The following is a 20577-nucleotide window of genomic DNA, read 5'->3' on the forward strand; positions in this document are numbered from 1 at the left end:
CCGGCGGGCTATCAGCGCGTGATTTGCCGCATGTAGAAGATCGTCTGGATCGTCGGCAGCACCTGCTGCAGCACACGGTTGAACTGCACCGAGCCGGCCGTGCTGACGTAGACGACGTCGAGCGGCTGAAGCGGGAAGCGGCTCGACAGCATCAGCGCATCGGGCTGCGTCATGTCGAGGCGATACACTTCGGGCTTCGTCGGGTTGTCGCGCATGCCGCGCATCACGTAGATCTTGCGCGGGTTCGCATCGGTGTCGAGGATCCCGCCGCCCGCGGTCAGCGCGTCGGCGATGGTCAGCCTGCCCTTGAGCATCGGCACCGTGACCGGCGTCTTGACCTCGCCCATGATGAACACGCGGCTGTCGCTGCGATCCGGCACGTTGACGATGTCGCCCGGCTGCAGCATCACGTTCTGCTTCACCTCGCCGCGATCGAGCACGCCGTTCGCGTCGAGCGTGTACAGCTTGCCGTCGCGCGTCAGCCGCACGCGCTGCAGGTCGGCCTCGGCGGTCGAGCCGCCGGAGCGCGAGATCGCGTCGACGAGCGTGAGCGGCACGTCGCTCACCGCGAGCGGGCCCGGCTGCTTCACCTCGCCCGTTACCTGCACCTTCTGGCTGCGGAACGACAGCACGCGCACGTCGAGCTGCGGATTCTTCACGTAGCGCGACAGGCTGGACGCCATCTCGTCGCGGATCTGCGCGACCGTCTTGCCCGCCACGCGAATGCGGCCGACGAACGGGAAGAAGATCGTGCCGTCGGCGGCGACCGTCTGGCCGTACGGATCGGCCTGGCCCGGCAGCGCGGTCGTATACGGCTGCTGCAACGCGCCCGCGACCGATTGCGTCGTGTTGCCGCCGCTCGAGAACGACTGGCCCTGCGGCGTCGTCAGCTCCGGGTGATCCCACACGGTGACGCCGAGGATGTCCTGCGGGCCGACGCGATACGTGTACTGCGACGGATCGGTATAGCGCCCGGGCGGCAGCGGATGATCGACCTGCGCTTTCTGCAGCTGGTCCATCACCACTTTGGCGTCGATGTAATGAACCGGATAGGTTTCGGCCGCTTCCTGCCGGCCTTCGTCCTTCAGGTTCGACGAGTCGAGGTAGTTGCCGGGCGCGGTTGCACAGGCTGACAGGAAAGTCGTCAGCGCGACGGCAAGCGCCACCGGGCGCATCGGGCGTTTCAGCATAGTTTCTGTAGCCATCCTTGAACCAGACGTTCGATCAGTGAGTAGCTCTCGCGGTAGTCGGCCTCGGGGCCGCCGTGCGGGTCCGCGATCTCGGCCCCTTCCCACTTGCCGAGCAGGTGAACCTTGCCGCGCGCGAACGGATCGACCGCTTCGACGGCCGCGATCTGCCGGCGCTCGCTGACGAGAATCAGGTCGGCGTCGCGCACGATCCGGCGCGACAGCCGCCGCGAGCGATGGGTCGTCGCATCGACGCCCCGCTCGGCCAGCAGTTGCCGCATCACCGGATCGATGCCGTCGCCGTCGTTCGCGTGGACGCCGGCCGAATGAAACGTCGGGCGCGGGCCGCCGCGCGACGCGGCGTGCGACTTGAACAGCATTTCCGCCGCCGGGCTGCGGCAGACGTTCGCGTGGCAGACGATCAGGATGTTCCGGAACATGGCGTCTCGTAACGAGTGACGAAAAACGGGTTACGCGCTCGCGCGCGCGGCGCCCGGCACGCGCGCGGCGACGGCCTGGCGCGAGCCCGGCCGGCCGATCGGGTGGTACTCGATGCCCTGCTCGCTCATCGTCTCCGGCTCGTACAGGTTGCGGCCGTCGAAGATCACGGGCGCCTTCCACAGGCGGCCGAGCGCGACGAAGTCGGGGCTCTTGAACGCCTTCCATTCGGTGACGATCACGAGCGCGTCGGCGTCGCGCGCGGCCTGCGCCTCGTCGTCGACGAACGACAGGCGCTCGAGCCAGCTCGGGTGATCGGCGAGATCGAGCGCGAGCACGCGGCGCGCTTCCTGCTGCGCGACCGGGTCGTACGCGGCGACGCGCGCGCCGCGCGACAGCAGCTCGGCGATCAGCTCGCGGCTCGGCGCCTCGCGCATGTCGTCGGTGTTCGGCTTGAAGGCCAGGCCCCACAGCGCGAACGTGCGGCCGCTCAGGTCCTCGCCGAAACGCGCGACGATCTTGTCGGCGAGCACGCGCTTTTGCGTCGCGTTGACCGACGACACGGCCTTCAGGATCTGCAACGACTGGCCGTGCTCGTCGGCCGTGCGGATCAGCGCCTCGACGTCCTTCGGGAAGCACGAGCCGCCGTAGCCGCAGCCGGCGTACAGGAAGTGGTAGCCGATGCGCGGATCGGAGCCGATCCCGCGACGCACGGCCTCGATGTCCGCGCCGAAGCGGTCGGCGAGGTTCGCCAGCTCGTTCATGAACGAGATGCGCGTCGCGAGCATCGCGTTCGCCGCGTATTTCGTGAACTCGGCCGAGCGCACGTCCATGTACAGCGTGCGCTCGTGATTGCGGTTGAACGGCGCGTAGAGCTTCTTCATCAGCTCGCGCGCGCGCTCGCCCGGCACGTCGTCGTCGCAACCGATCACGATGCGGTCCGGCCGCGTGAAATCGTCGACGGCCGCGCCTTCCTTCAGGAATTCCGGATTCGACACGACCGAGAACATCTGGTCGCCGCCGCGCTTCGCGAGCTCCTCGGCAACCGCCGCGCGCACGCGCTCGGCCGTGCCGACCGGCACCGTCGACTTGTCGACGATCACCTTGAAGCCGGTCATGTAGCGGCCGATGTTGCGCGCCGCCGCGAGCACGTATTGCAGGTCGGCCGAGCCGTCCTCGTCGGGCGGCGTGCCGACCGCGATGAACTGCACGTCGCCGTGCGCGACCGCGGCCTCGATGTCGGTCGAGAAGCGCAGGCGGCCGGCCGAGCGGTTGCGCGCGATCACTTCCTTCAGGCCCGGCTCGTGGATCGGCACGCCGCCGTCGTTCAGGATGTCGATCTTTGCCTGGTCGACGTCGAGACAGAACACGTCGTGCCCGATGTCGGCGAGACAGGCGCCGGTGACAAGCCCTACGTAACCGCTGCCGATGATAGTCAGATTCATGATGTGTCGGACCCCTTGACCAATGATTCGAAATTCGGAAAACCGGAATGCCTGTGCGGCGCGTCGGTGTCAGTACGCGTTGCTGCCGGTGAAGCCTTTCCACAGCGTCAGCACGACGATCTTGATGTCGAGCCAGAACGACCAGTTCTGCATGTAGTACAGGTCGAGCTTCACGCGGCCCATCATCTTCTCGATCTGGTCGGTCTCGCCGCGATAGCCGTTGATCTGCGCCCACCCGGTGATGCCGGGCTTGATCCGGTAGCGGAACATGTAGCCCTTGACCAGATCCTTGTAGATGTCGTCGTGCGCGAGCGCATGCGGGCGCGGGCCGACCACCGACATCTCGCCCTTCAGCACGTTGATGAACTGCGGCAGCTCGTCGAGGCTCGTGCGCCGCAGGAACCGGCCGACCGGCGTCACGCGCGAGTCGTTCTTGGTCGCCTGCGTGACCTGCCCGGCCACTTCCTGGTGCACCTTCATCGAGCGAAACTTGTAGATCTCGAACTCGTGCCCGTCGATGCCCTTGCGCTTCTGCCGAAAGAACACCGGCCCGCGCGAGGTCAGCTTGATCAGCGCCGCGATCAGCACCATCACCGGCGCGAGCGCGGTGAGCGCCGCCAGCGCGAACAGCCGGTCGAACACGAACTTCGGCAGGATCCGCACGTCGGTGATCGGCGACGCCGCGAGGTTGATCGCCGGCACGCCGAGCACCTCGACCACTTCCTGGTTGAAGAACGACAGCGTGCGCACGTCCGGGATGAAGCGGATGTTCACGAAGTCGTGGCGGAACACCGTCACGATCTGGTGAATCCGGCGCTCCTCCGTGATCGGCAGCGTGAGCCACAGCTCGCTGATCGCGCGGCTGCGCACCAGCCACACCAGCGATTCGAACTGCCGCTCGATGCGCACGTCGTCGAGCGCGACTTCGCCCGGCGCCTCGCTTTCGTCGTACACGCACACCGGGTTGAAGCCGGCTTCCGGCCGCGCCCGCATCTGCGCGATCAGCCGCCGCGCCGCCGGCGTGCCGCCGACGATCGCGACCGCCTTCAGGTTGTAGCCGCCGCGGCGCAACTGCCGCAGCACGACGTGCACGCAGGTCTTCGAGCCGGCGAGCAGCGCCATCGTCACGAGCGCCCAGTAGCCGAGCCACAGCCGCGACAGGTCGCCCGACTGGTGAAAACTGAAACTCATCAGGATGCCCGCGAGCTCGACCGCGAGCCACGCGAACGCCACGCGCACCACCAGCCCGACGAGACGCTTGCCGCGCCACGACTGGTAGATGCCGATGGCCGGAAAGAACACGACGACCAGCAGGCAGTCGAACAGCACCGTCGTGCGCTGCAGGTCGCTGAGCCCGATGCTGCCGTCGTGCAACGCGGCCGCGATCAGCGCGCCCGTCACGACCATCGCGATATCGATGACTCTCGCCAGCACGCTCAACATGTCTGTTTCCTCTTCTTTGAACAGGCGTTTGCCGAACAGCGCCTTGCGCGACCCGTGCCGCACATTCGATTCAAACGTTGCATGACGCTATTGAAGCGACAAGAAAATTCATCCTCAAGCGCACAAGTATTTCGAAAAATAATCGGAAATTCTTGCCGCGATCTTTTTTAATTAAATCGGCAGGATTTCCCGAATCGGGCTCGATCGGGGATTTTTTCTGAATCTTTACGCTTTCCGCTCGCCCTTTGCAGGCGGGCGCGACAGGCCAACGCCGGGAATTATTTTTTATTTTTTTATTTGCGGCCGGTGCTACCGCGGAAAGTTCTCCCGGATCACGGCGCGGCGGATATCCGGCATTGGGTCCGGTTTTATTGTCGATTTACTTCATGCTACAACGACAGGCACTGACTTCAACCGTGGAGAGTGTCATCATGAATGTTCCGGCAGTGGTCGCCGAAACGCGCCATTCTTCTTCCGCCGCACCCGCCGTCGGCACGCCCGCCGTCGGTACCCGTCTTGCCGTGCAGCCCGTGATTCTCGCCGGCGGTTCCGGCACGCGTCTGTGGCCGATGTCGCGCGAGCGCTTTCCGAAACAGCTGATCGGCCTGCTCGGCGATCATTCGCTGCTGCAGTCCACCGCACTGCGCCTCGACGGCCTGACCGCCGATCACCCGCTGAACGACGACGTGCTGATCGTGTGCGGCGAGGATCACCGCTTCACGACCGCCGAACAGCTGCGCCTGACGGCCAAGCACGCGACCATCATGCTCGAGCCGCTCGGCCGCGACACCGCGCCCGCGCTGACGCTCGCCGCGTTGCGGCTCGTCGCCGGCGGCAACGACGCGGTGATGACCGTGATGCCGGCCGACCATGCGGTCGCGGACGTGCCGCGCTTTCACGCGGCCGTCGCGGCCGGCGTGCACTGCGCGGCGCAAGGCAAGATCGCGACGATGGGCATCGTGCCGAAGCACGCGGAAACCGGCTACGGCTATATCCGCGTCGGCGCGCCGCTCGGCGACGCCGGCACGGGCGGCCTCGACGTACGCCGCCTCGACCGTTTCGTCGAGAAGCCGCACCTCGAACTCGCGCAGCAGTACGTCGCGTCGGGCGAATACTGGTGGAACAGCGGGATCTTCATCGTGCGCGCGTCGGTCTGGCTGAAGGCGATCCGCCAACTCGAACCCGAAATCTACGCGGCCTGCGAACAGGCGGTCGCACAGGGCAAGGAAGACGGCGATTTCTTCCGCGTCGATCGCGATGCGTTCGCCGCGTCGCCGTCGAACTCGATCGATTACGCGGTGATGGAACCGCTCGCGAGCCTGCCGCAACTGTGCGAAAGCGTCGTCGTGCCGCTCGACGCGGGCTGGTCGGACGTCGGCTCGTGGGACGCGATCTGGCAGATCTCGCCGAAGGACGACGCCGGGAACGTCGGCCGCGGCCACGTACTGTTCGAAGGCGCCGACTCGACGTTCGCGCATTCGGAAAGCCGGCTCGTCGCGTGCGTCGGCACGCAGAACCTGGTCGTCGTCGAAACGCCCGACGCCGTGCTCGTCGCGGATAAATCGCGCGTGCAGGACGTGAAGAAGATCGTCGGGCACATCAAGGCGCGACAAGGCACCGAAGCGACCGATCACCGCAAGGTGCATCGTCCGTGGGGCCACTACGACTCGGTCGACACGGGCGAGCGCTTCCAGGTGAAACGCATCGTCGTGAAGCCGGGCGCGCAACTGTCGCTGCAGATGCACCACCACCGCGCCGAACACTGGATCGTCGTGCGCGGCACCGCGCGCATCACGCGCGGCGACGAAACGTTCCTGCTGTCCGAAAACGAATCGACGTACATTCCGCTCGGCGTGTCGCATCGCCTGGAGAACCCGGGCAAGATGCCGCTCGAGCTGATCGAAGTGCAGTCGGGCGCGTATCTCGGCGAGGACGACATCGTCCGCTTCGACGATACCTACGGCCGGCAGTAACGCGTCATGCAATAAAGGGCGCCGCTTCCACAGCGGCGCCCGAGCAAGGCAGACATGGAGACACGGGACTTCCGCGCGGGCATCGTCGCACACGACGGCCCGCGCGTGACACGGCAACGGCGATCAGCCCACGCGGTACGCGTATTCGCGACGCTCCGCCTGCACGGGATCGTTGCGGCTTTCCGACAACGCGCCCGCGCGACGCTCGGCGATGAAGCGCTTGATGTCCGATTCCGCGCGCGCCAGCGCCGACAAGCCGGCCAGCACTTCGCCTTGCGGCTCGCGCGCCGGTGCGTCGCTCGCACCGTGGCGATCGATCCACTGGCGTGCCCAGTCGAGCGCGTACTGCTCGGCTGCCTCGGCGTCGGTGAAGCGCGGGCCGATCAGGCCCGAGCGTTCGACCCGACGGTCGTCCTGCGAGATCTCGGCCCACGCGCGATACATCAGGTTCTGCACGGGCTGCGCGATGCCGCTGATCGTATAGCCGCGATACTCGTCGACCTGCGGCTCGGCCGCGGCGAAGTTCGCGGCCGACGCGCGCGCATGCCGCGACTCCGCGGCCGGCGCGCCGGGTACGGTAAACGACACGTCGACGCGGCCGTTCACCTGGTCGTCCGCCATCGCGCTCAGCGACGCGCCCTCGCCCTGCCAAACGTTTGCCTGCGCGCCTGGCAATTGCCACGACTCGGGGTTCTGCCAGAACACGCCGCGCAGACGGTCGTTGTCGGGCGCGGGCTCCGCGCGGCGGGCCGGCACGACGGCCTCCGGCGGCGGCGGAATATACGCGAACGTGCGCCCGCTGAACTGGGTCAGCACGTCGATCATCTTCAGCAGCGTGCCGTTCGCGAGCCACTCCTCGTAGCGACGACGGCACGTCGGCCCGGACGGATAGCGGCCGGGCAGCTTGGACCAGGCTTCGCCGGTCGTCAGGATCCAGAGCACCGCGTTCGCGACGACGCGCGGTTCGGCACGTGGACGCCCACGACGGTTCAGCCTGATGGGTTCATCGGCGATCAGCGCTGAAAGGCGAAACCACTCTTCATCGTTAAGCTCATCGAAGAACATAGTCGATCTCTCCACGCAGCCAGGCCGGGGCTGCGATTGGCGGCGCCGTCACGACACATCGCGTCGCGGGGCGGTCAGGTTGCACATTATGGTTATCCGGCGTTGTGCATACCGGGCGACACCGCACTTTCACGGTGCCGCGATTCCCGGCAATGGCGCACAAATCGCGGTCTCACTCCAATGTGGGAATTTTTGTGCACGAAGCATACCATCCTCAGGGTTTATCTCAATATGACAATGACTTAATGTTACGCACTGAAACAACCTGCCATCGGCGAGCAATCGATTTACGCTTGAATTTTTTTGCGGGATCTTTATGCCGATGGCTGCAAAGGCCCGTCTGGCGGGGCTCCGCAGCGTCTGAAGAATGCGCTGAAACGGCGGTTTCCGCCTGCTCCGACCCTAGCCGGCAAGCTCTTCCGGAGGGGTTACGGGGAATCGGTAAATCAGGGAAAAATTCGTAACAAGTTATTCACGAATCGGTAAATCATTCAATTTGACCTGAATCAAATTATCTCGATGCACAATCTTTTTATTGTTTCGCTGCGAGGAATGAAAATACGCTGACGCGGCGCGCCCACTCTGTCCCCGCATGCAAATCCGTCACGCTTGTTACATTTTCGCCGCAACCGGCAAGCGGCCGCGCCGCAGGGGCTGCGACGCGGCTGTTTCGGGTCCGAACGGAAAGGGGGAAGCCGGCTTGCGCGGCTCGCGACGGCGGCGGCGCTAGCGCAGATCGCCGGCCAGCGACGCGGTCACGTCCGCGTCGATGCGCTGCGCGGGCATCGTGTAGGCCGGATGATCGCAGCCGATCGACAGCGCCGCCCCGCCCTTGAGCGCCGCGCGCATCGGCGCATCGAACTCGAAGCGGACGAAGTGCACGGCCGACGTCTTCTCCGCGTTGTCGCGCTCGAGATCCTCGTCGGCGATCGCGTAGACGCTCGCGTGCCCGTCGACCCGCAGGTACACGCGATCCTCGACACCGATCAGCCGCGCGAGCGCCGCGCGCCGTTCGATCTCGTGCTCGTACTCGATCTGCATCGTCGCCTTCAGGTTGGTGCCGTCGGGCACCAGCGGCAGATATGCGTCGAGCTCCCCTTCGATGCCGACTTCGTCGAAGATCTTCTCGATATGCAGCATCTCGTGGATCTGATAACGGATCGTCGTCTCGTCCTCGAACAGGAACCGCAGGTGGTTGCCGAGCGCCACCGCGCGGCGGCGCTTGTACGCGACGAGCCTCGCGTGTTCGGCCTTGCGGATCTTCGCGTACGCTTCGAGCGTCAGCAGGGAGTCGCGGGTCAGCGTCATGGAAGTCCTCGTGGATGGCCGGCCGCGGCTCAGATGCCGTACGCGCGCCGCAACAGCGTCAGCGGATGCGCGAGCGGCGCCGGCGGCAGCCCGTTCTCGTCGATGCCCTGCACGATGTGATGGCCGGCGAGCGCGCAGTCGGACGACACGACGTCCGGCCGCGGCTCGGCCATCGCCTTGAACACCGGCGTGCCGATCCGCATCGCATCCGCATGAAATTCCTTCTTCACGCCGAACGTGCCCGCGTGGCCCGAGCAACGCTCGACGACGGTCACGCGCGTATCGGGCACGAGCGACAGCGCATCGGCCGTCTTGCGGCCGATGTTCTGCACTCGCGCATGGCACGGCACGTGATACGACACGCTGCCGAGGCCGGTCTTGAAATCGGTCTTCAGCAGCCCGTCGCGATGGCGCGCGATCACGTATTCGAACGGGTCCCAGAACGCGTCGGCCACCGCGCGCACGGCTGGGTCGGCGGGAAACATCAGCGGCAGCTCGCTCTTGTACATCAGCACGCAGCTCGGAATCGCGCCGATCAGCGCATAGCCTTCACGTGCGTAGCGTTCGAGCACCGGGATGTTCACCGCCTGCTTCGCGGCGACGCCGGCGAGGTTGCCTTGCTCCAGCAGCGGCATCCCGCAGCACGCTTCGCGCGTGACGAGTTCGTACGGGATCTCGTTGTGCGCGAGGATCGCGAGCAGGTCGTGGCCGATCCCCGGCTCGTTGAAATTCACGTAGCACGTCGCATAGATCGCGACCTTGCCGGGCGTGCGTTCGCCGTCGCGCACGGGCGGGTTCGCCGAGCGCTCGGCTGCGCGCCGGAACGTGCGCGGCGCGAACTCCGGCAGCCACGCGTTGCGATCGACGCCGAGCGCCGCTTCGAGCGCGTGGCGCGCGGGCGGCGTGCGGTTCACCGCGTTGATCGTCTGCGTGACGACCGGAATGCCGGCGAAATGGCCGAGCGCATCGGTATTCGACAGCACCTTGTCGCGCAGCGTCGCTTCGCCGCGCTTGTAACGCGCGGCCTTGCCGCGCAGCATCAGATGCGGGAAGTCGACGTTCCATGCATGCGGCGGCACGTACGGGCATTTCGTCATGTAGCAGAGGTCGCACAGATAGCACTGGTCGACGACCTTGCCGAACGCTTCCTTCGACACTTCTTCGACGTCGCCCATCGACGTGTCGTCGACCAGGTCGAACAGCGCCGGAAACGCGCCGCACAGCGACACGCAGCGCCGGCAGCCGGCGCAGATGTCGAATACGCGGGTCATTTCCGCATCGATCTCGGCCTGGTCGTAGAACGCTTCGGACTGCCAGTCGAGCGGATGCCGGGTCGGCGCTTCGAGACTGCCTTCCTTGTGGGGCATGGGGCGCTCCCGCATGGCGCGCATGTGCGCAAGCGCACCGCCCGCACGATGCGGGCGGCGATGAACGAACAGCCGGCCGCGTGCCGGTCGCACGGCGATGCCGTACGGCCCGCGGCGGCCCGTCAGTCGACGAGACTGTCCAGCGCCTTCGTGTAGCGGTTTGCGTGGCTGCGTTCGGCCTTCGCGAGCGTCTCGAACCAGTTCGCGATTTCGTCGAAACCCTCGTCGCGCGCGGTCTTCGCCATGCCCGGATACATGTCGGTGTATTCGTGCGTTTCGCCGGCGATCGCCGATTCGAGATTCAGCCGCGACGAACCGAACGGCAAGCCCGTGGCCGGATCGCCGACGGTTTCCAGATATTCGAGATGGCCGTGCGCATGGCCGGTTTCGCCTTCGGCGGTCGAGCGGAACAGCGCGGCGACGTCGTTCTGCCCCTCGACGTCGGCCTTCGAAGCGAAATACAGATAGCGCCGATTCGCCTGCGATTCGCCCGCGAATGCGGCCTTCAGGTTCTCTTCGGTCTTGCTGCCCTTGAGTTGAGCCATTTGCGCCTCCGTTCGAGTCGGCGCGGCCGCGTGCGACGCCGGGCCGATCAGATATGTGGGGAACGATGCGTGCGGCGGGCGCGCATCGTGCTCTTCAATCTAGGCGCTCGCGTTCGCATCACCCAATAGGCTTTTTCAATGCGGGCGATAGTGTCGGGGGCGGTGTGCGGCGGATGGCGGGAAGACGGCGCCATGCGGTGCGCGGGGAGCGGACGGGACGACGGGCATTGTGCGGCGCGCGGCGGCGCCGCGCTCGTCATGCGTCACGCATCCATCGCGCGCTTCAGCAGCAATTCACGCTCACGCTCGTTGCGCGTCAGTTCCGCCGCGCGGCGGAATTCCAGCTTCGCCTCGTCGGCGCGGCCGAGCTTCGCGAGCAGATCGCCGCGCACGCTCGGCAGCCAGTGATAGCGCGCGAGCGCCGGATCGTCGCGCAGCACGTCGACGAGTTCGAGCGCCGCGGCCGGCCCGAACGCCATCCCCACCGCGACCGCGCGATTCAGCTCGACGACCGGCGACGGCGCGACTTCGGCGAGCGCATCATACAGCGCGACGATCTGCGCCCAATCCGTGTCCGCCGCGTGCCGCGCCCGCGCGTGACACGCGGCGAGCGCGGCCTGCAGCGCATACGGCCCGCGCACGCCGCCGAGCTTCGTCGCCCGCTCCAGCGCCGCGAGGCCGCGCCGGATCAGCAACGGATCCCAGCGACTGCGGTCCTGGTCGAGCAGCAGCACGGGCCGGCCCTGCGCGTCGACGCGGGCATGCATGCGCGACGCCTGCAGTTCCATCAGCGCGACGAGCCCGAGCACTTCGCTTTCGTCCGGCGCGAGCCCGGCCAGCACGCGGCCGAGCCGCAACGCCTCGTCGCACAGCGCCGGACGCATCCAGTCGTCGCCCGCCGTCGCCGCATGGCCTTCGTTGAACACGAGATAGATCACTTCGAGCACCGACGCGAGCCGCGCGGGCCGCGCATCGGCGGCCGGCACCTCGAACGGCACGTGCGCGGCCGCGAGCGTGCGCTTCGCGCGCACGATCCGCTGCGCGATCGTCGGCTCCGGCGTCAGGAAGGCGCGCGCGATCTCGCCCGTCGTCAGGCCGCCGAGCAGCCGCAGCGTCAGCGCGACGCGCGCGTCGGTCGACAGCACCGGGTGGCACGACGTGAAGATCAGCCGCAGCAGATCGTCGCCGATGTCGTCGTCGCGCGCGTCGGCGAGCGCATCGGCGATGTCGGGGACGACGTGCGCTTCGAGCGCGTCCATCTCGTGGCCGAGCTGGTCGCGCTTGGCCGCATGAAGCGACTCCTGCCGGACCCGATCGAGCGCGCGACGCTTCACGGCCGTCATCAGCCAGGCGGCCGGGTTGTCGGGCACGCCGTCGACGGGCCAGTGCTCGAGCGCCGCGACAAGCGTGTCCTGCGCCAGTTCCTCGGCCACGCCGACGTCGCGCACCACGCGCGCGGCGCGCGCGATGATCTTCGGCGCCTCGATTCGCCAGACCGCTTCGATCGCACGATGCGTCGCCTCATGCGTCACGACGCCTGCCCCTGGGCGGACGCCTCCAGCGGCATGGCCATCAGTTCCCACGTGTGGCCGTCCGGATCGGTGAACCCGTGGCCGTACATATTCGGGTACTCGCGCGGCGCCTGCGGCGCGGCCCCGCCGGCCGCCAGCGCCTTCGCGACGAGCGTGTCGACTTCGGCGCGGCTGTCGCACGACAGGCACGACAGCACCTGGATGTGCGTCGCCGGATCGATGATGGTCTTGTCGGTGAAGGTCTGGAAAAACGGCCGCACGAGCAGCATCGCGAAGATCGTGTCGCTGATCTTGATGCAGGCGGCCTGCTCGTTGGTATAGGCCGGCACGACCTCGAAGCCGAGCGCCTGGTAGAACGTCTTCGCGCGCGGCAGGTCGGCTACCGGCAGGTTGATGAAAACCATCTTGTGCATGACGGGTGCTCCCGGTGAGATTGGATTCAGGCGTGGCTGCGGCCGACGTGAAGATCGCGGAACCGCTCGACCGCGTCGCTCGGCGTCAGGTCGTCGAGCTCGAACAGCGGCCGCACCTCGATCTCGCAATCGAGCTCGGCGCCGAACGGCGCGGGGAACCGGCGCGTCCATTCGAGCGCCTCGTCGCGCGAGCGCACCTGGATCAGCGTGTAGCCGGCGATCAGTTCCTTCGTTTCGGCGAACGGGCCGTCGATCACCGTGCCCTTGCCGCCCGTGTAGCGCACGCGCCAGCCGCGGGCGCTCGGCCTCAGGCCGTTGGCGTCGAGCAGCACGCCGGCCTTCGCCAGTTCCTCGTGATAGACCGTCATCGCCTCGACCAGCCGGTTGTCCGGCAACGCGTCAGATTCGCTGACGGCATTCGCCCGGATCATGATCATGAATCGCATCGTTCACTCCTTGTCGTCGGTGAAAGGCGGCGCCCGTTCCGCGGCGCCTTACCCGGACGACGGGCGGAAGACGGCCGGATCGACACGCGCCACGACAAATCAGGGTAAATACCGAGTCGTGACACTCACAGAAAGCACGGGCCGACCGCGCGCACCTCGACCGTGCACCATTGCGCGGCCGGGCACTGGCGCGCGATTTCGATCGCTTCCTCGCGCGTGTCGACGTCGACGAGGAAGAAGCCGCCGACCATCTCCTTCGCCTCCGCGAACGGCCCGTCGAGCAGACGCGTCTCGCCGTCGCGCACCTGCACGCGCGTGCCGCGCTCGGATCGCTCCAGCGACTCGACGCCGCGCAGCACGCCGCGCGCCTTCAGCGACTCGGCGAATTCGACCATCCGCGCATAGAGCGCCTGGCCTTCGTCGAGCGTGCGCTCGGCGCGCTGTTCGGTCGGTTCGACAATCAACAGCATGTAAGACATGGATTTCTCCTGTGGGAGCGGGGTGCGGCGGCATGCAGCGGACGAGCGGGACACGACGCCCGGTGCGAAAGCGTAACAGCCGCGGGGCGGCTTGCCGCATCGTTGGCCAACCGGCAATGGCCGAACGGCCAATTCGCCCGCAGCCTGACATTTTGCCTTCAAGATGCGGTCCCGAACTGTCGGATTTTCATCCTGTGGACCGTCCCATGTCACGCCCGCTCCCCCTGCTTGCCGTCGCGCTGTTCGTCGCGCTGTTCGTCGTGTCGTCCGCCTTGCTGTCCGTGGCCTTCTGCGCGCGGCCGACCCCCGCCGCGCTGCCAGTCGGCAGCGGTTGCGGCGGCCCCGCCACGGCGATCGCCGAGATCCGCCGCGCCGGCGGTCCGTCGCGGCTTGCCGGGCAAACGACGTCGATCGAAGCGGTCGTCACCGCGGCGTTCGGCGGCGCCGACGGCCTCGGCGGCTTCTTCGTCCAGCAGGCCGACGCGCAACGGCAACACCGGCCGGGCGTTCCGGAAGGCCTGTTCGTCTACGCACCGGATGCGCGCGCAGAACCCGGCGATCTCGTGCGTCTGACCGGCAAGGTCGACGAGAAATACGGCCGGACGCAGCTCACGCTGTCGGGCCGCGTGGCCGTCTGCGCACGCGGGCAGACGGTCACGCCGGCCGCGCTCGCGCTGCCGGTTGCGTCGCCCGCCGTCCTCGCCGCGCACGAAGCCATGCGCGTACGCCTGCCGCAAACGCTGACGGTCAGCGATACCTACGAACTCGGCCGCTACGGCAGCATCGTGCTGAGCCACGGCCGGCTGCGCGTGCCGACCCAGGTCGCGCCGCCGGCCGACGCTGCCGCGCAGGCAGCGGCCAACGCATTGAATCGCCTCGTGCTCGACGACGGTTCGAACCGCCGCAACCCGGCGACCGTCCGCTATCCGCCGCCCGCGCTGAGCGCCGCCAACACGCTGCGCGCGGGCTACACGGTACGCGGCGTCGAAGGCGTGCTCGAGTTGCGCTACGGCACATGGCGGCTGCAACCGGTGGCCGGCGCGGCGCCCGTATTCGATGCCGCCGCGAACCCGCGCACCGCGGCGCCGGCCCGGCATCCCGATGCCGACGTGCGCATCGTGTCGTTCAACGTCTTCAACTATTTCAACGGCGACGGCCGTGGCGGCGGATTCGACGCGCCGGCCAACCGCGGCGCGAAAACACCCGCCGCGTTCGCGCGGCAGGAAGCGAAGATCGTCGCGGCGTTGCGCGCGCTGCGCGCCGACGTGATCGGGCTGATGGAAATCGCGAACAACGGCCACGGCGACGCGAGCGCCATCCGTCGGCTCGCCGCGCAACTCGGCGACAGCTGGCGCGCGGTCGATCCCGGCACCGCGCGCCTGGGCCGCGACGCGATCGCGGTCGCGCTGCTGTACGACAGCCGCACGATCGAGCCGGTCGGGCGCGCCGCCACCGTCTCGCTCGGCGGCCGGCACCGCCCGCCGCTCGCGCAGACGTTCCGGCGCATCGGCGGCACGCGTGCGTTCACGGTCGCGGTCAATCACCTGAAGTCGAAGAACTGCCCGCATGCGAGCGGCGCCGATCTCGACCAGTCGGACGGCCAGGGCTGCTGGAATGCGGCGCGCACGCGGGCGGCCGCACGCGTCGCCGACTGGCTCGCCACGTCGCCGACGGGCGTCGCGGCCGACGGCGTGCTGCTGATCGGCGATCTGAACAGTTATGCAAAGGAAGACCCGGTCCGCACGCTCGAAGCGCGCGGCTACGCGAACCTGGTTGCGCGCTTCGTCGGCGATGCTGCGTACAGCTACGTATTTCGCGGCGAAGCCGGCAATCTCGACCACGCGCTCGCCACGCCGCCGCTCGCCGCGCGCGTGAAGGCCGTGCGGTTCTGGCACATCAATGCGGACGAACCGGTCGCGCTGCAATCCGTGCCCGATTACAAAACGCGCACGCGACGGTCGGCTTATTACGCACCGGACGCCTACCGCTCGTCGGACCACGATCCCGTCGTCATCGACGTCGCACTGAACGATAGCGGCCGACCGCCGGCATCAGGCACGAATCGTGCGCCTCGACCGGGCGTCGAGTAGTGCATTTGCATCAGCGCTCAACCTGCAATGGCACTATTTACCTGATGCCCGTGGCGGCGCCATATTTACCGCACCTTCACTGCGATCCGCTGCTCGACACGCTGTATCGCCCCGACGCGCGAAATTTTTTCAACCGCTGCGCCGCCCCGCGCGACGGGGTTTCCCGGCGATCCTGCCGACGAATTGAAAATTTGTCTCGAAACTCAATGGGATCAAGTGAATCACATCAGTTGCAGCGATTCGTCTTATCTTCAAATTGCCTGGAATCAAAGGAGGATAAACACCATGGCGCTTACCGACTCGATCGAACACCGCGGGCTGTCCGATATCCGTCGCACCGGCCGGCGCGTGGGCCGCACGACGCGCGCGGCTGCCCGCGATCTGCATGCCGACGTGACCGACGATCTGCGCGGGCTGGTCGACGAACTGGAAGATCTGCTGAAAAACGACGGCGATGGCGATATCGCCGCGCTGCGCAAGCGCGTGCAATCCCGCCTCGATGAAGCACGCGGCGCGCTCGACTATGCGTCGGGCAGCGCGGCCGCCCGGCTGCGCGATTCGGCCGAACGCGTGTCGCAGGTCGTGCACGAGAATCCGTGGCAAACCGCCGGCGTCGTCGCGGGCCTTGCGTTCGTTGCGGGCCTGCTCCTTTCCCGCCGTTGAACGGGGCGGCGTGTACCGCCGCCCGCCTCGCCCGTCACCCATCAGACAACGAAGGAGAAACGCCATGCAGAAATCCCTCGCCATGAAAGCCGCCGCCGCCGTGATGCTCGGCAGCCTCGCCCTCGCCGGTTGCACGACCACGTCCGGCAAACCCGATAGCGCCGCGGCCAGCGCGTCGAAGCGCGAGTCGATCGACGCCAGCGTGAATGCGACGCTGTCGCGCCTGTATTCGACGGTGCCCGGCTCGCGCGACCTGGTCTCGAAAGCACGCGGCGTCCTTGTGTTCCCGAATGTGCTGCAAGCCGGCTTCATCGTCGGCGCCCAGTCCGGCAACGGCGCGCTGCGCGTCGGCGGCAGCACCGTCGGCTACTACAACACGTCGTCGCTGTCGGTCGGCCTGCAGGCCGGCGCGCAATCGAAGGCGGTCGTGTTCCTGTTCATGACGCAGGATGCGCTCGACTCGTTCCGCAAGTCGGACGGCTGGTCGGCCGGCGCCGACGCGTCGGTCGCGGTCGTGAAGGTCGGCGCGAACGGCGCGGTCGACTCCAACACGGCTACCGCACCGGTGGAAGTGCTGGTCCTGACCAACGCGGGCCTGATGGGCGACCTGTCGGTGAACGGCACGAAGGTCACCAAGCTCAATATCTGACGATCCGGCACGCGGCCTCGCGCCGCGTTCGCTTCCCGGCAGCGCCGCGGCCCCGGCCGCGGCGTTTTCGCATGTGTCTCACGCAGCGGCTATGATGGCGGCACCTTTGCGGGCATACTCCGCATGGGCCGCCCGGCCGCGCATTGCGCCGCGAACCTGACGTTCGCGAACCGATCACGCGCAGGGCAACGAGATTCAATCAAACCACGCATCAATCTGCGCGAATGTACCCATGGATAGCGGACACGATCACCAAAAATTCTTCTACTTCCTGCTGTTCGCGGTCACCGTCGGACTCTGCTGGATCCTCGCGCCGTTCTCCGGCGCCGTCTTCTGGGGCACCATTCTCGCGATCCTGTTCCAGCCCGTGCAGCGCTGGCTGGCCGCACGCTTCGGCAAGCGGCGCAATCTGGCCGCGCTCGTCACGATGTCGCTGATCATCCTGATCGTGATCCTGCCGCTCGTGTTCGTCACGGCCACGCTCGTGCAGGAAATCGCGTACGTGTACCAGGAGCTCAAGGATGCGCAGCCGAATTATTCGCAGTACTTCCATGACATCATCCATGCGTTGCCGACGTCGATCCAGAACCTGCTGCAGAAATACGGGCTGACCAACATCCCGGGCATCCAGAAGAAGCTGACCGACGGCGCCGCGCAGATCAGCCAGTTCGCGGCCACCCAGGCGCTCAGCATCGGCCAGAACACGTTCCAGTTCGTCGTGAGCTTCGGCGTGATGCTGTACATGGTGTTCTTCCTGCTGCGCGACGGCGGCGAGATCGGCCGCCGCGTGCGCCGCGCGCTGCCGCTCGACGAAGAGCACAAAAACCTGCTGCTCGCGAAATTCACGACGGTCGTGCGCGCGACCGTGAAGGGCAACATCGCGGTCGCGCTCGTCCAGGGCGCGCTCGGCGGGCTGATCTTCTGGATCCTCGGGATCGAGGGCGTCGTGCTGTGGGGCGCGCTGATGGCGTTCCTGTCGCTGTTGCCCGCGATCGGCGCGAGCCTCGTGTGGGTGCCGGCCGCGCTCTACTTCCTGATGATCGGCGCGGTATGGAAGTGCGTGATCCTGGTCGCGTTCTGCGTCGGCGTGATCGGCCTCGTCGACAACCTGCTGCGCCCGATCCTCGTCGGCAAGGACACGAAGATGCCCGACTGGGTCGTGCTGATCTCGACGCTCGGCGGGATGGCGCTGTTCGGCATCAACGGCTTCGTGATCGGGCCGCTCGCCGCCGCGCTGTTCATGGCGAGCTGGGACATCTACGCGCGCGCCGAACAGGGCGAATGACGCGCGGCCGGCCGGCGATCCGCATGCGTGCGGACCTCGCCGGTCAAGGATGACGGATATGGATCACGACGGGCGCCACGGCGCCCGTTGCTTCATCCGAAGCAACGGTCATCACGCCGCCGTACGGGCCGACGCGATGAACGCGGCCCGGCGTCAGCCATGTGCAACTGCGGCCGGATTGATCGAACTCAGCGCGCTCGATACGCGCCCGCGGCCCGATCCGACAGGCGAGACACCCCCGTCACGCGTCCGGATCGACGCGCAGCACCAGCTTGCCGCGATGGTCGCCGTCGAACAGGCGATTCAGCACGTCGGGCGCGTTTTCAAGACCGTCGGCCACGGTTTCCTCGGCCTTGAGCCGACCGTCGCGCAGCCAGCCCGCGAGCGTCTGCACGGCTTCGCGGCTCTTGCGGTAGTCGAGGATCAGGAAGCCGCGCATCGTCAGCCGCTTCGAGATCAGCACGCCGACGTCGTCGGACGCGCGGCCGCTGTTGTAGTTCGAGATCACCCCGCACAGCGCGACGCGCCCGCCGATCACCATCCGCGACAACACCGCGCGCATCACCTCGCCGCCGACGTTCTCGAAGTTCACGTGCACGCCGTCCGGCGTCGCCGCCTTCAGTTGCTGGCGGAAATCGTCGGCCTTGTAGTCGACGGCCGCGTCGAAGCCGAGCGTCTCGGTCAGGTAGCGGCACTTGTCCGCGCCGCCCGCGATGCCGACCACCCGTGCGCCGTGGATCTTGCCGATCTGCCCGGCGATCGAGCCGACCGAGCCGGCCGCCGCCGACACGACCAGCGTTTCGCCCGGCTGCACCGGCGCGATGTCGGTCAGCCCGTAGTACGCGGTCAACCCGCTCATCCCGCACGCGCCGAGCAGCGTCGGCAGCGGCAGGCCCGACTGCGCGGGCAGCTTCACGAGCTGCGCGGCCTGCTCGGCCGGCACGACCGCGTAGTCCTGCCAGCCGACGAGCCCCTGCACGAGGTCACCCTCCGCGAACCCCGCGTTACGCGACGCGATCACGCGGCCGATCCCGAGCGCGCGCATCACCTCGCCGATCGCGACGGGCGGCAGGTACTGCGGCACGTCGCTCATCCATACGCGGTTGGTCGGGTCCATCGACAGATACAACACGCGCACGAGCACCTCGCCGTCGGCGAGCGCCGGCACCGGCGTCTCGACGAGCGAAAAATGTTCGCGGCCGACCCGCCCTTCCGGGCGCGTCTTCAATAGCAGCTGGCGGTTCACGGGTGTCGACATGCTGTTCTCCTCCAATCGTTGTGGTTCGGGATGCGCGTCAGACCGCGCACATGCCGCCGTCGATCACGAGTTCGGCGGCCGTCACGAAGCGGCTCTCGTCGGACGCGAGATACACGGCCGCATGCGCGACGTCGTCCGGCTCGCCGAGCCGGCGCAGCGGAATGCCGCGCGCGAGCTTGCGCGTCGCGTCGCGTTCGCCGAGCGACTGGAACAGCGGCTCGACGATCCCCGTGCGGATGAACGCCGGGTGAATCGAATTGCAGCGCACGTCGATCTCGCGGCGCGCGCAATCGATCGCGACCGACTTCGTCAGCGACGCGACCGCCGCCTTCGATGCGTTGTACGCGGTGAAATCCGGTTCGACCTTGAACGCCGCGACCGACGAAATGTTGATGATCGATGCGGGATGGCTCTCGGCCAGATACGACAGCGCATGCTTGCAGCCGAGCACGATGCTCTCGACGTTGATCGCCATCACGCGGCGCCATTCGTCCAGCTCGATTTGCGCGGGCGAGCCGATCGAGCCGACGCCCGCATTGTTGACGAGCACCGACAGGCCGCCCATCGCATCGGTCGCCTGCACGAGCAACGCCTGCCAGCGCGCTTCGTCGCGCACGTCCTGGGTCGCGGCGAACGCGACCGGCGTCGCGTGGCCCGCGTTGAGCTCCTGCGCGAACGCGTCGAGCACCGCCGCTTCCGCGATATCGGTCACGAACACGCGCGCGCCCTGCTCGACCATCCGGCGCGCGATCGCGCGGCCGAGGCCGCCCGCGGCGCCCGTGATGTATGCGCACTTGCCGGCGAGGCGCGGAGAAACGATTGTCATGTGTCTGCTCCTGTCTTGAATCGTCGTCGCGGAACGCTGCCGCGACCGGGTGTGCGTGCTTTCCGCGCCTTCAGTGCCGCTGCCGGCCGACGTGCGCCGATGGCCGGTGCGCCGACATGACGACGCGCCACACGGTTTCCGCGAGTATATCGAGACGAACGCGAC

At 67.4% G+C, this 20577-nt stretch carries 19 protein-coding genes and 1 pseudogene; 5 read left to right on the top strand and 15 right to left on the bottom strand.

Annotated elements, in window-relative coordinates:
- Nucleotides 1-11: 11 nt before the first annotated feature.
- The 4 genes from HWX55_RS18690 to HWX55_RS18705 all read right to left on the bottom strand — a co-directional run bounded on the left by HWX55_RS18690 (nucleotide 12) and on the right by HWX55_RS18705 (nucleotide 4513).
- Complete coding sequence (locus HWX55_RS18690) at nucleotides 12-1190, bottom strand: polysaccharide biosynthesis/export family protein (RefSeq protein ID WP_124466466.1); 1179 nt, start codon at nucleotides 1188-1190, stop codon at nucleotides 12-14.
- On the bottom strand, nucleotides 1184-1627 hold the full coding sequence (locus HWX55_RS18695) for a low molecular weight protein-tyrosine-phosphatase (protein ID WP_006482944.1): 444 nt from the start codon (nucleotides 1625-1627) through the stop codon (nucleotides 1184-1186). Before HWX55_RS18695 ends, HWX55_RS18690 begins: the two co-directional genes overlap by 7 nt.
- 30 nt (nucleotides 1628-1657) lie before the next feature.
- The gene (locus HWX55_RS18700; RefSeq protein WP_175976792.1) at nucleotides 1658-3070 is read right to left on the bottom strand and encodes a UDP-glucose/GDP-mannose dehydrogenase family protein; all 1413 of its coding nucleotides are present in this window, start codon (nucleotides 3068-3070) and stop codon (nucleotides 1658-1660) included.
- 69 nt (nucleotides 3071-3139) lie between these two features.
- Nucleotides 3140-4513, bottom strand: coding sequence for an undecaprenyl-phosphate glucose phosphotransferase (locus HWX55_RS18705; RefSeq protein WP_124553953.1), 1374 nt, complete (start codon nucleotides 4511-4513; stop codon nucleotides 3140-3142).
- Between the two features lie 431 nt (nucleotides 4514-4944).
- Between HWX55_RS18705 and HWX55_RS18710 the strand changes: the two genes are divergently transcribed.
- The gene (locus HWX55_RS18710) at nucleotides 4945-6486 is read left to right on the top strand and encodes a mannose-1-phosphate guanylyltransferase/mannose-6-phosphate isomerase (RefSeq protein ID WP_175976793.1); all 1542 of its coding nucleotides are present in this window, start codon (nucleotides 4945-4947) and stop codon (nucleotides 6484-6486) included.
- Nucleotides 6487-6609: 123 nt separating this feature from the next.
- On the opposite strand, the gene HWX55_RS18715 is transcribed toward HWX55_RS18710, so the two are convergent.
- The 8 genes from HWX55_RS18715 to HWX55_RS18750 all read right to left on the bottom strand — a co-directional run bounded on the left by HWX55_RS18715 (nucleotide 6610) and on the right by HWX55_RS18750 (nucleotide 13641).
- Complete coding sequence (locus HWX55_RS18715; protein WP_175976794.1) at nucleotides 6610-7551, bottom strand: transposase; 942 nt, start codon at nucleotides 7549-7551, stop codon at nucleotides 6610-6612.
- 726 nt (nucleotides 7552-8277) lie between these two features.
- Nucleotides 8278-8859: a DUF3501 family protein gene (locus tag HWX55_RS18720; protein ID WP_175976795.1), complete on the bottom strand. Its 582-nt coding sequence runs from the start codon at nucleotides 8857-8859 to the stop codon at nucleotides 8278-8280.
- Between the two features lie 29 nt (nucleotides 8860-8888).
- Nucleotides 8889-10226, bottom strand: coding sequence for a heterodisulfide reductase-related iron-sulfur binding cluster (locus tag HWX55_RS18725; protein ID WP_175976796.1), 1338 nt, complete (start codon nucleotides 10224-10226; stop codon nucleotides 8889-8891).
- Nucleotides 10227-10348: 122 nt separating this feature from the next.
- The gene (locus HWX55_RS18730) at nucleotides 10349-10771 is read right to left on the bottom strand and encodes a rubrerythrin family protein (RefSeq protein ID WP_006479492.1); all 423 of its coding nucleotides are present in this window, start codon (nucleotides 10769-10771) and stop codon (nucleotides 10349-10351) included.
- Nucleotides 10772-11034: 263 nt separating this feature from the next.
- A complete protein-coding gene (locus HWX55_RS18735; RefSeq protein WP_175976797.1) occupies nucleotides 11035-12303 on the bottom strand; it encodes an RNA polymerase sigma factor in 1269 nt (422 codons plus the stop codon).
- Entirely contained in the window at nucleotides 12300-12716 is a 417-nt protein-coding gene (locus tag HWX55_RS18740) for a VOC family protein (RefSeq protein ID WP_069618560.1), read from the bottom strand. The genes HWX55_RS18735 and HWX55_RS18740 overlap by 4 nt, the downstream gene beginning before the upstream one ends.
- Before the next feature lie 26 nt (nucleotides 12717-12742).
- A complete protein-coding gene (locus HWX55_RS18745) occupies nucleotides 12743-13162 on the bottom strand; it encodes a YciI family protein (protein WP_175976798.1) in 420 nt (139 codons plus the stop codon).
- 125 nt (nucleotides 13163-13287) lie between these two features.
- Nucleotides 13288-13641: a YciI family protein gene (locus HWX55_RS18750; protein ID WP_059573772.1), complete on the bottom strand. Its 354-nt coding sequence runs from the start codon at nucleotides 13639-13641 to the stop codon at nucleotides 13288-13290.
- Nucleotides 13642-13847: 206 nt separating this feature from the next.
- Here HWX55_RS18750 and HWX55_RS18755 point away from each other — a divergent pair, with 206 nt between their 5' ends.
- The 4 genes from HWX55_RS18755 to HWX55_RS18770 all read left to right on the top strand — a co-directional run bounded on the left by HWX55_RS18755 (nucleotide 13848) and on the right by HWX55_RS18770 (nucleotide 18328).
- Nucleotides 13848-15731 carry an ExeM/NucH family extracellular endonuclease gene (locus HWX55_RS18755; RefSeq protein ID WP_175976799.1) on the top strand — a complete coding sequence of 628 codons (1884 nt, stop codon included), beginning with the start codon at nucleotides 13848-13850 and terminating at the stop codon, nucleotides 15729-15731.
- 285 nt (nucleotides 15732-16016) lie between these two features.
- Nucleotides 16017-16394: a DUF883 family protein gene (locus tag HWX55_RS18760; protein WP_175976800.1), complete on the top strand. Its 378-nt coding sequence runs from the start codon at nucleotides 16017-16019 to the stop codon at nucleotides 16392-16394.
- 64 nt (nucleotides 16395-16458) lie between these two features.
- On the top strand, nucleotides 16459-17043 hold the full coding sequence (locus tag HWX55_RS18765) for a YSC84-related protein (RefSeq protein WP_050017366.1): 585 nt from the start codon (nucleotides 16459-16461) through the stop codon (nucleotides 17041-17043).
- A 232-nt stretch (nucleotides 17044-17275) separates the two neighbouring features.
- Nucleotides 17276-18328 (top strand): AI-2E family transporter, encoded by a 1053-nt coding sequence (locus HWX55_RS18770; RefSeq protein WP_175976801.1) that lies wholly within the window; start codon nucleotides 17276-17278, stop codon nucleotides 18326-18328.
- A gap of 43 nt (nucleotides 18329-18371) precedes the next feature.
- Here HWX55_RS18770 and HWX55_RS36130 read toward each other — a convergent pair.
- The 3 genes and pseudogenes from HWX55_RS36130 to HWX55_RS18780 form a co-directional block, all read right to left on the bottom strand.
- Nucleotides 18372-18485 (bottom strand): annotated as a pseudogene (locus tag HWX55_RS36130) (thioesterase); the annotation flags it as partial.
- Nucleotides 18486-18569: 84 nt separating this feature from the next.
- On the bottom strand, nucleotides 18570-19586 hold the full coding sequence (locus HWX55_RS18775; RefSeq protein WP_175976802.1) for an NADP-dependent oxidoreductase: 1017 nt from the start codon (nucleotides 19584-19586) through the stop codon (nucleotides 18570-18572).
- A 37-nt stretch (nucleotides 19587-19623) separates the two neighbouring features.
- Nucleotides 19624-20412 (bottom strand): SDR family oxidoreductase, encoded by a 789-nt coding sequence (locus tag HWX55_RS18780; protein ID WP_050017369.1) that lies wholly within the window; start codon nucleotides 20410-20412, stop codon nucleotides 19624-19626.
- Nucleotides 20413-20577: the final 165 nt, after the last annotated feature.

Origin of the sequence: Burkholderia sp. BCC1047 (assembly GCF_902833155.1) — a bacterium.
Taxonomy (GTDB): Bacteria; Pseudomonadota; Gammaproteobacteria; order Burkholderiales; family Burkholderiaceae; genus Burkholderia; species Burkholderia sola.

Excerpts from the sequence above, each read along its gene's own strand:
- HWX55_RS18690 (WP_124466466.1), bottom strand. The coding sequence starts at position 1,190 with ATGCTGAAACGCCCGATGCGCCCGGTGGCGCTTGCCGTCGCGCTGACG.
- HWX55_RS18695 (WP_006482944.1), bottom strand. The coding sequence starts at position 1,627 with ATGTTCCGGAACATCCTGATCGTCTGCCACGCGAACGTCTGCCGCAGC.
- HWX55_RS18700 (WP_175976792.1), bottom strand. The coding sequence starts at position 3,070 with ATGAATCTGACTATCATCGGCAGCGGTTACGTAGGGCTTGTCACCGGC.
- HWX55_RS18705 (WP_124553953.1), bottom strand. The coding sequence starts at position 4,513 with ATGTTGAGCGTGCTGGCGAGAGTCATCGATATCGCGATGGTCGTGACG.
- HWX55_RS18710 (WP_175976793.1), top strand. The coding sequence starts at position 4,945 with ATGAATGTTCCGGCAGTGGTCGCCGAAACGCGCCATTCTTCTTCCGCC.
- HWX55_RS18715 (WP_175976794.1), bottom strand. The coding sequence starts at position 7,551 with ATGTTCTTCGATGAGCTTAACGATGAAGAGTGGTTTCGCCTTTCAGCG.
- HWX55_RS18720 (WP_175976795.1), bottom strand. The coding sequence starts at position 8,859 with ATGACGCTGACCCGCGACTCCCTGCTGACGCTCGAAGCGTACGCGAAG.
- HWX55_RS18725 (WP_175976796.1), bottom strand. The coding sequence starts at position 10,226 with ATGCCCCACAAGGAAGGCAGTCTCGAAGCGCCGACCCGGCATCCGCTC.
- HWX55_RS18730 (WP_006479492.1), bottom strand. The coding sequence starts at position 10,771 with ATGGCTCAACTCAAGGGCAGCAAGACCGAAGAGAACCTGAAGGCCGCA.
- HWX55_RS18740 (WP_069618560.1), bottom strand. The coding sequence starts at position 12,716 with ATGCACAAGATGGTTTTCATCAACCTGCCGGTAGCCGACCTGCCGCGC.
- HWX55_RS18745 (WP_175976798.1), bottom strand. The coding sequence starts at position 13,162 with ATGCGATTCATGATCATGATCCGGGCGAATGCCGTCAGCGAATCTGAC.
- HWX55_RS18750 (WP_059573772.1), bottom strand. The coding sequence starts at position 13,641 with ATGTCTTACATGCTGTTGATTGTCGAACCGACCGAACAGCGCGCCGAG.
- HWX55_RS18755 (WP_175976799.1), top strand. The coding sequence starts at position 13,848 with ATGTCACGCCCGCTCCCCCTGCTTGCCGTCGCGCTGTTCGTCGCGCTG.
- HWX55_RS18760 (WP_175976800.1), top strand. The coding sequence starts at position 16,017 with ATGGCGCTTACCGACTCGATCGAACACCGCGGGCTGTCCGATATCCGT.
- HWX55_RS18765 (WP_050017366.1), top strand. The coding sequence starts at position 16,459 with ATGCAGAAATCCCTCGCCATGAAAGCCGCCGCCGCCGTGATGCTCGGC.
- HWX55_RS18770 (WP_175976801.1), top strand. The coding sequence starts at position 17,276 with ATGGATAGCGGACACGATCACCAAAAATTCTTCTACTTCCTGCTGTTC.
- HWX55_RS18775 (WP_175976802.1), bottom strand. The coding sequence starts at position 19,586 with ATGTCGACACCCGTGAACCGCCAGCTGCTATTGAAGACGCGCCCGGAA.
- HWX55_RS18780 (WP_050017369.1), bottom strand. The coding sequence starts at position 20,412 with ATGACAATCGTTTCTCCGCGCCTCGCCGGCAAGTGCGCATACATCACG.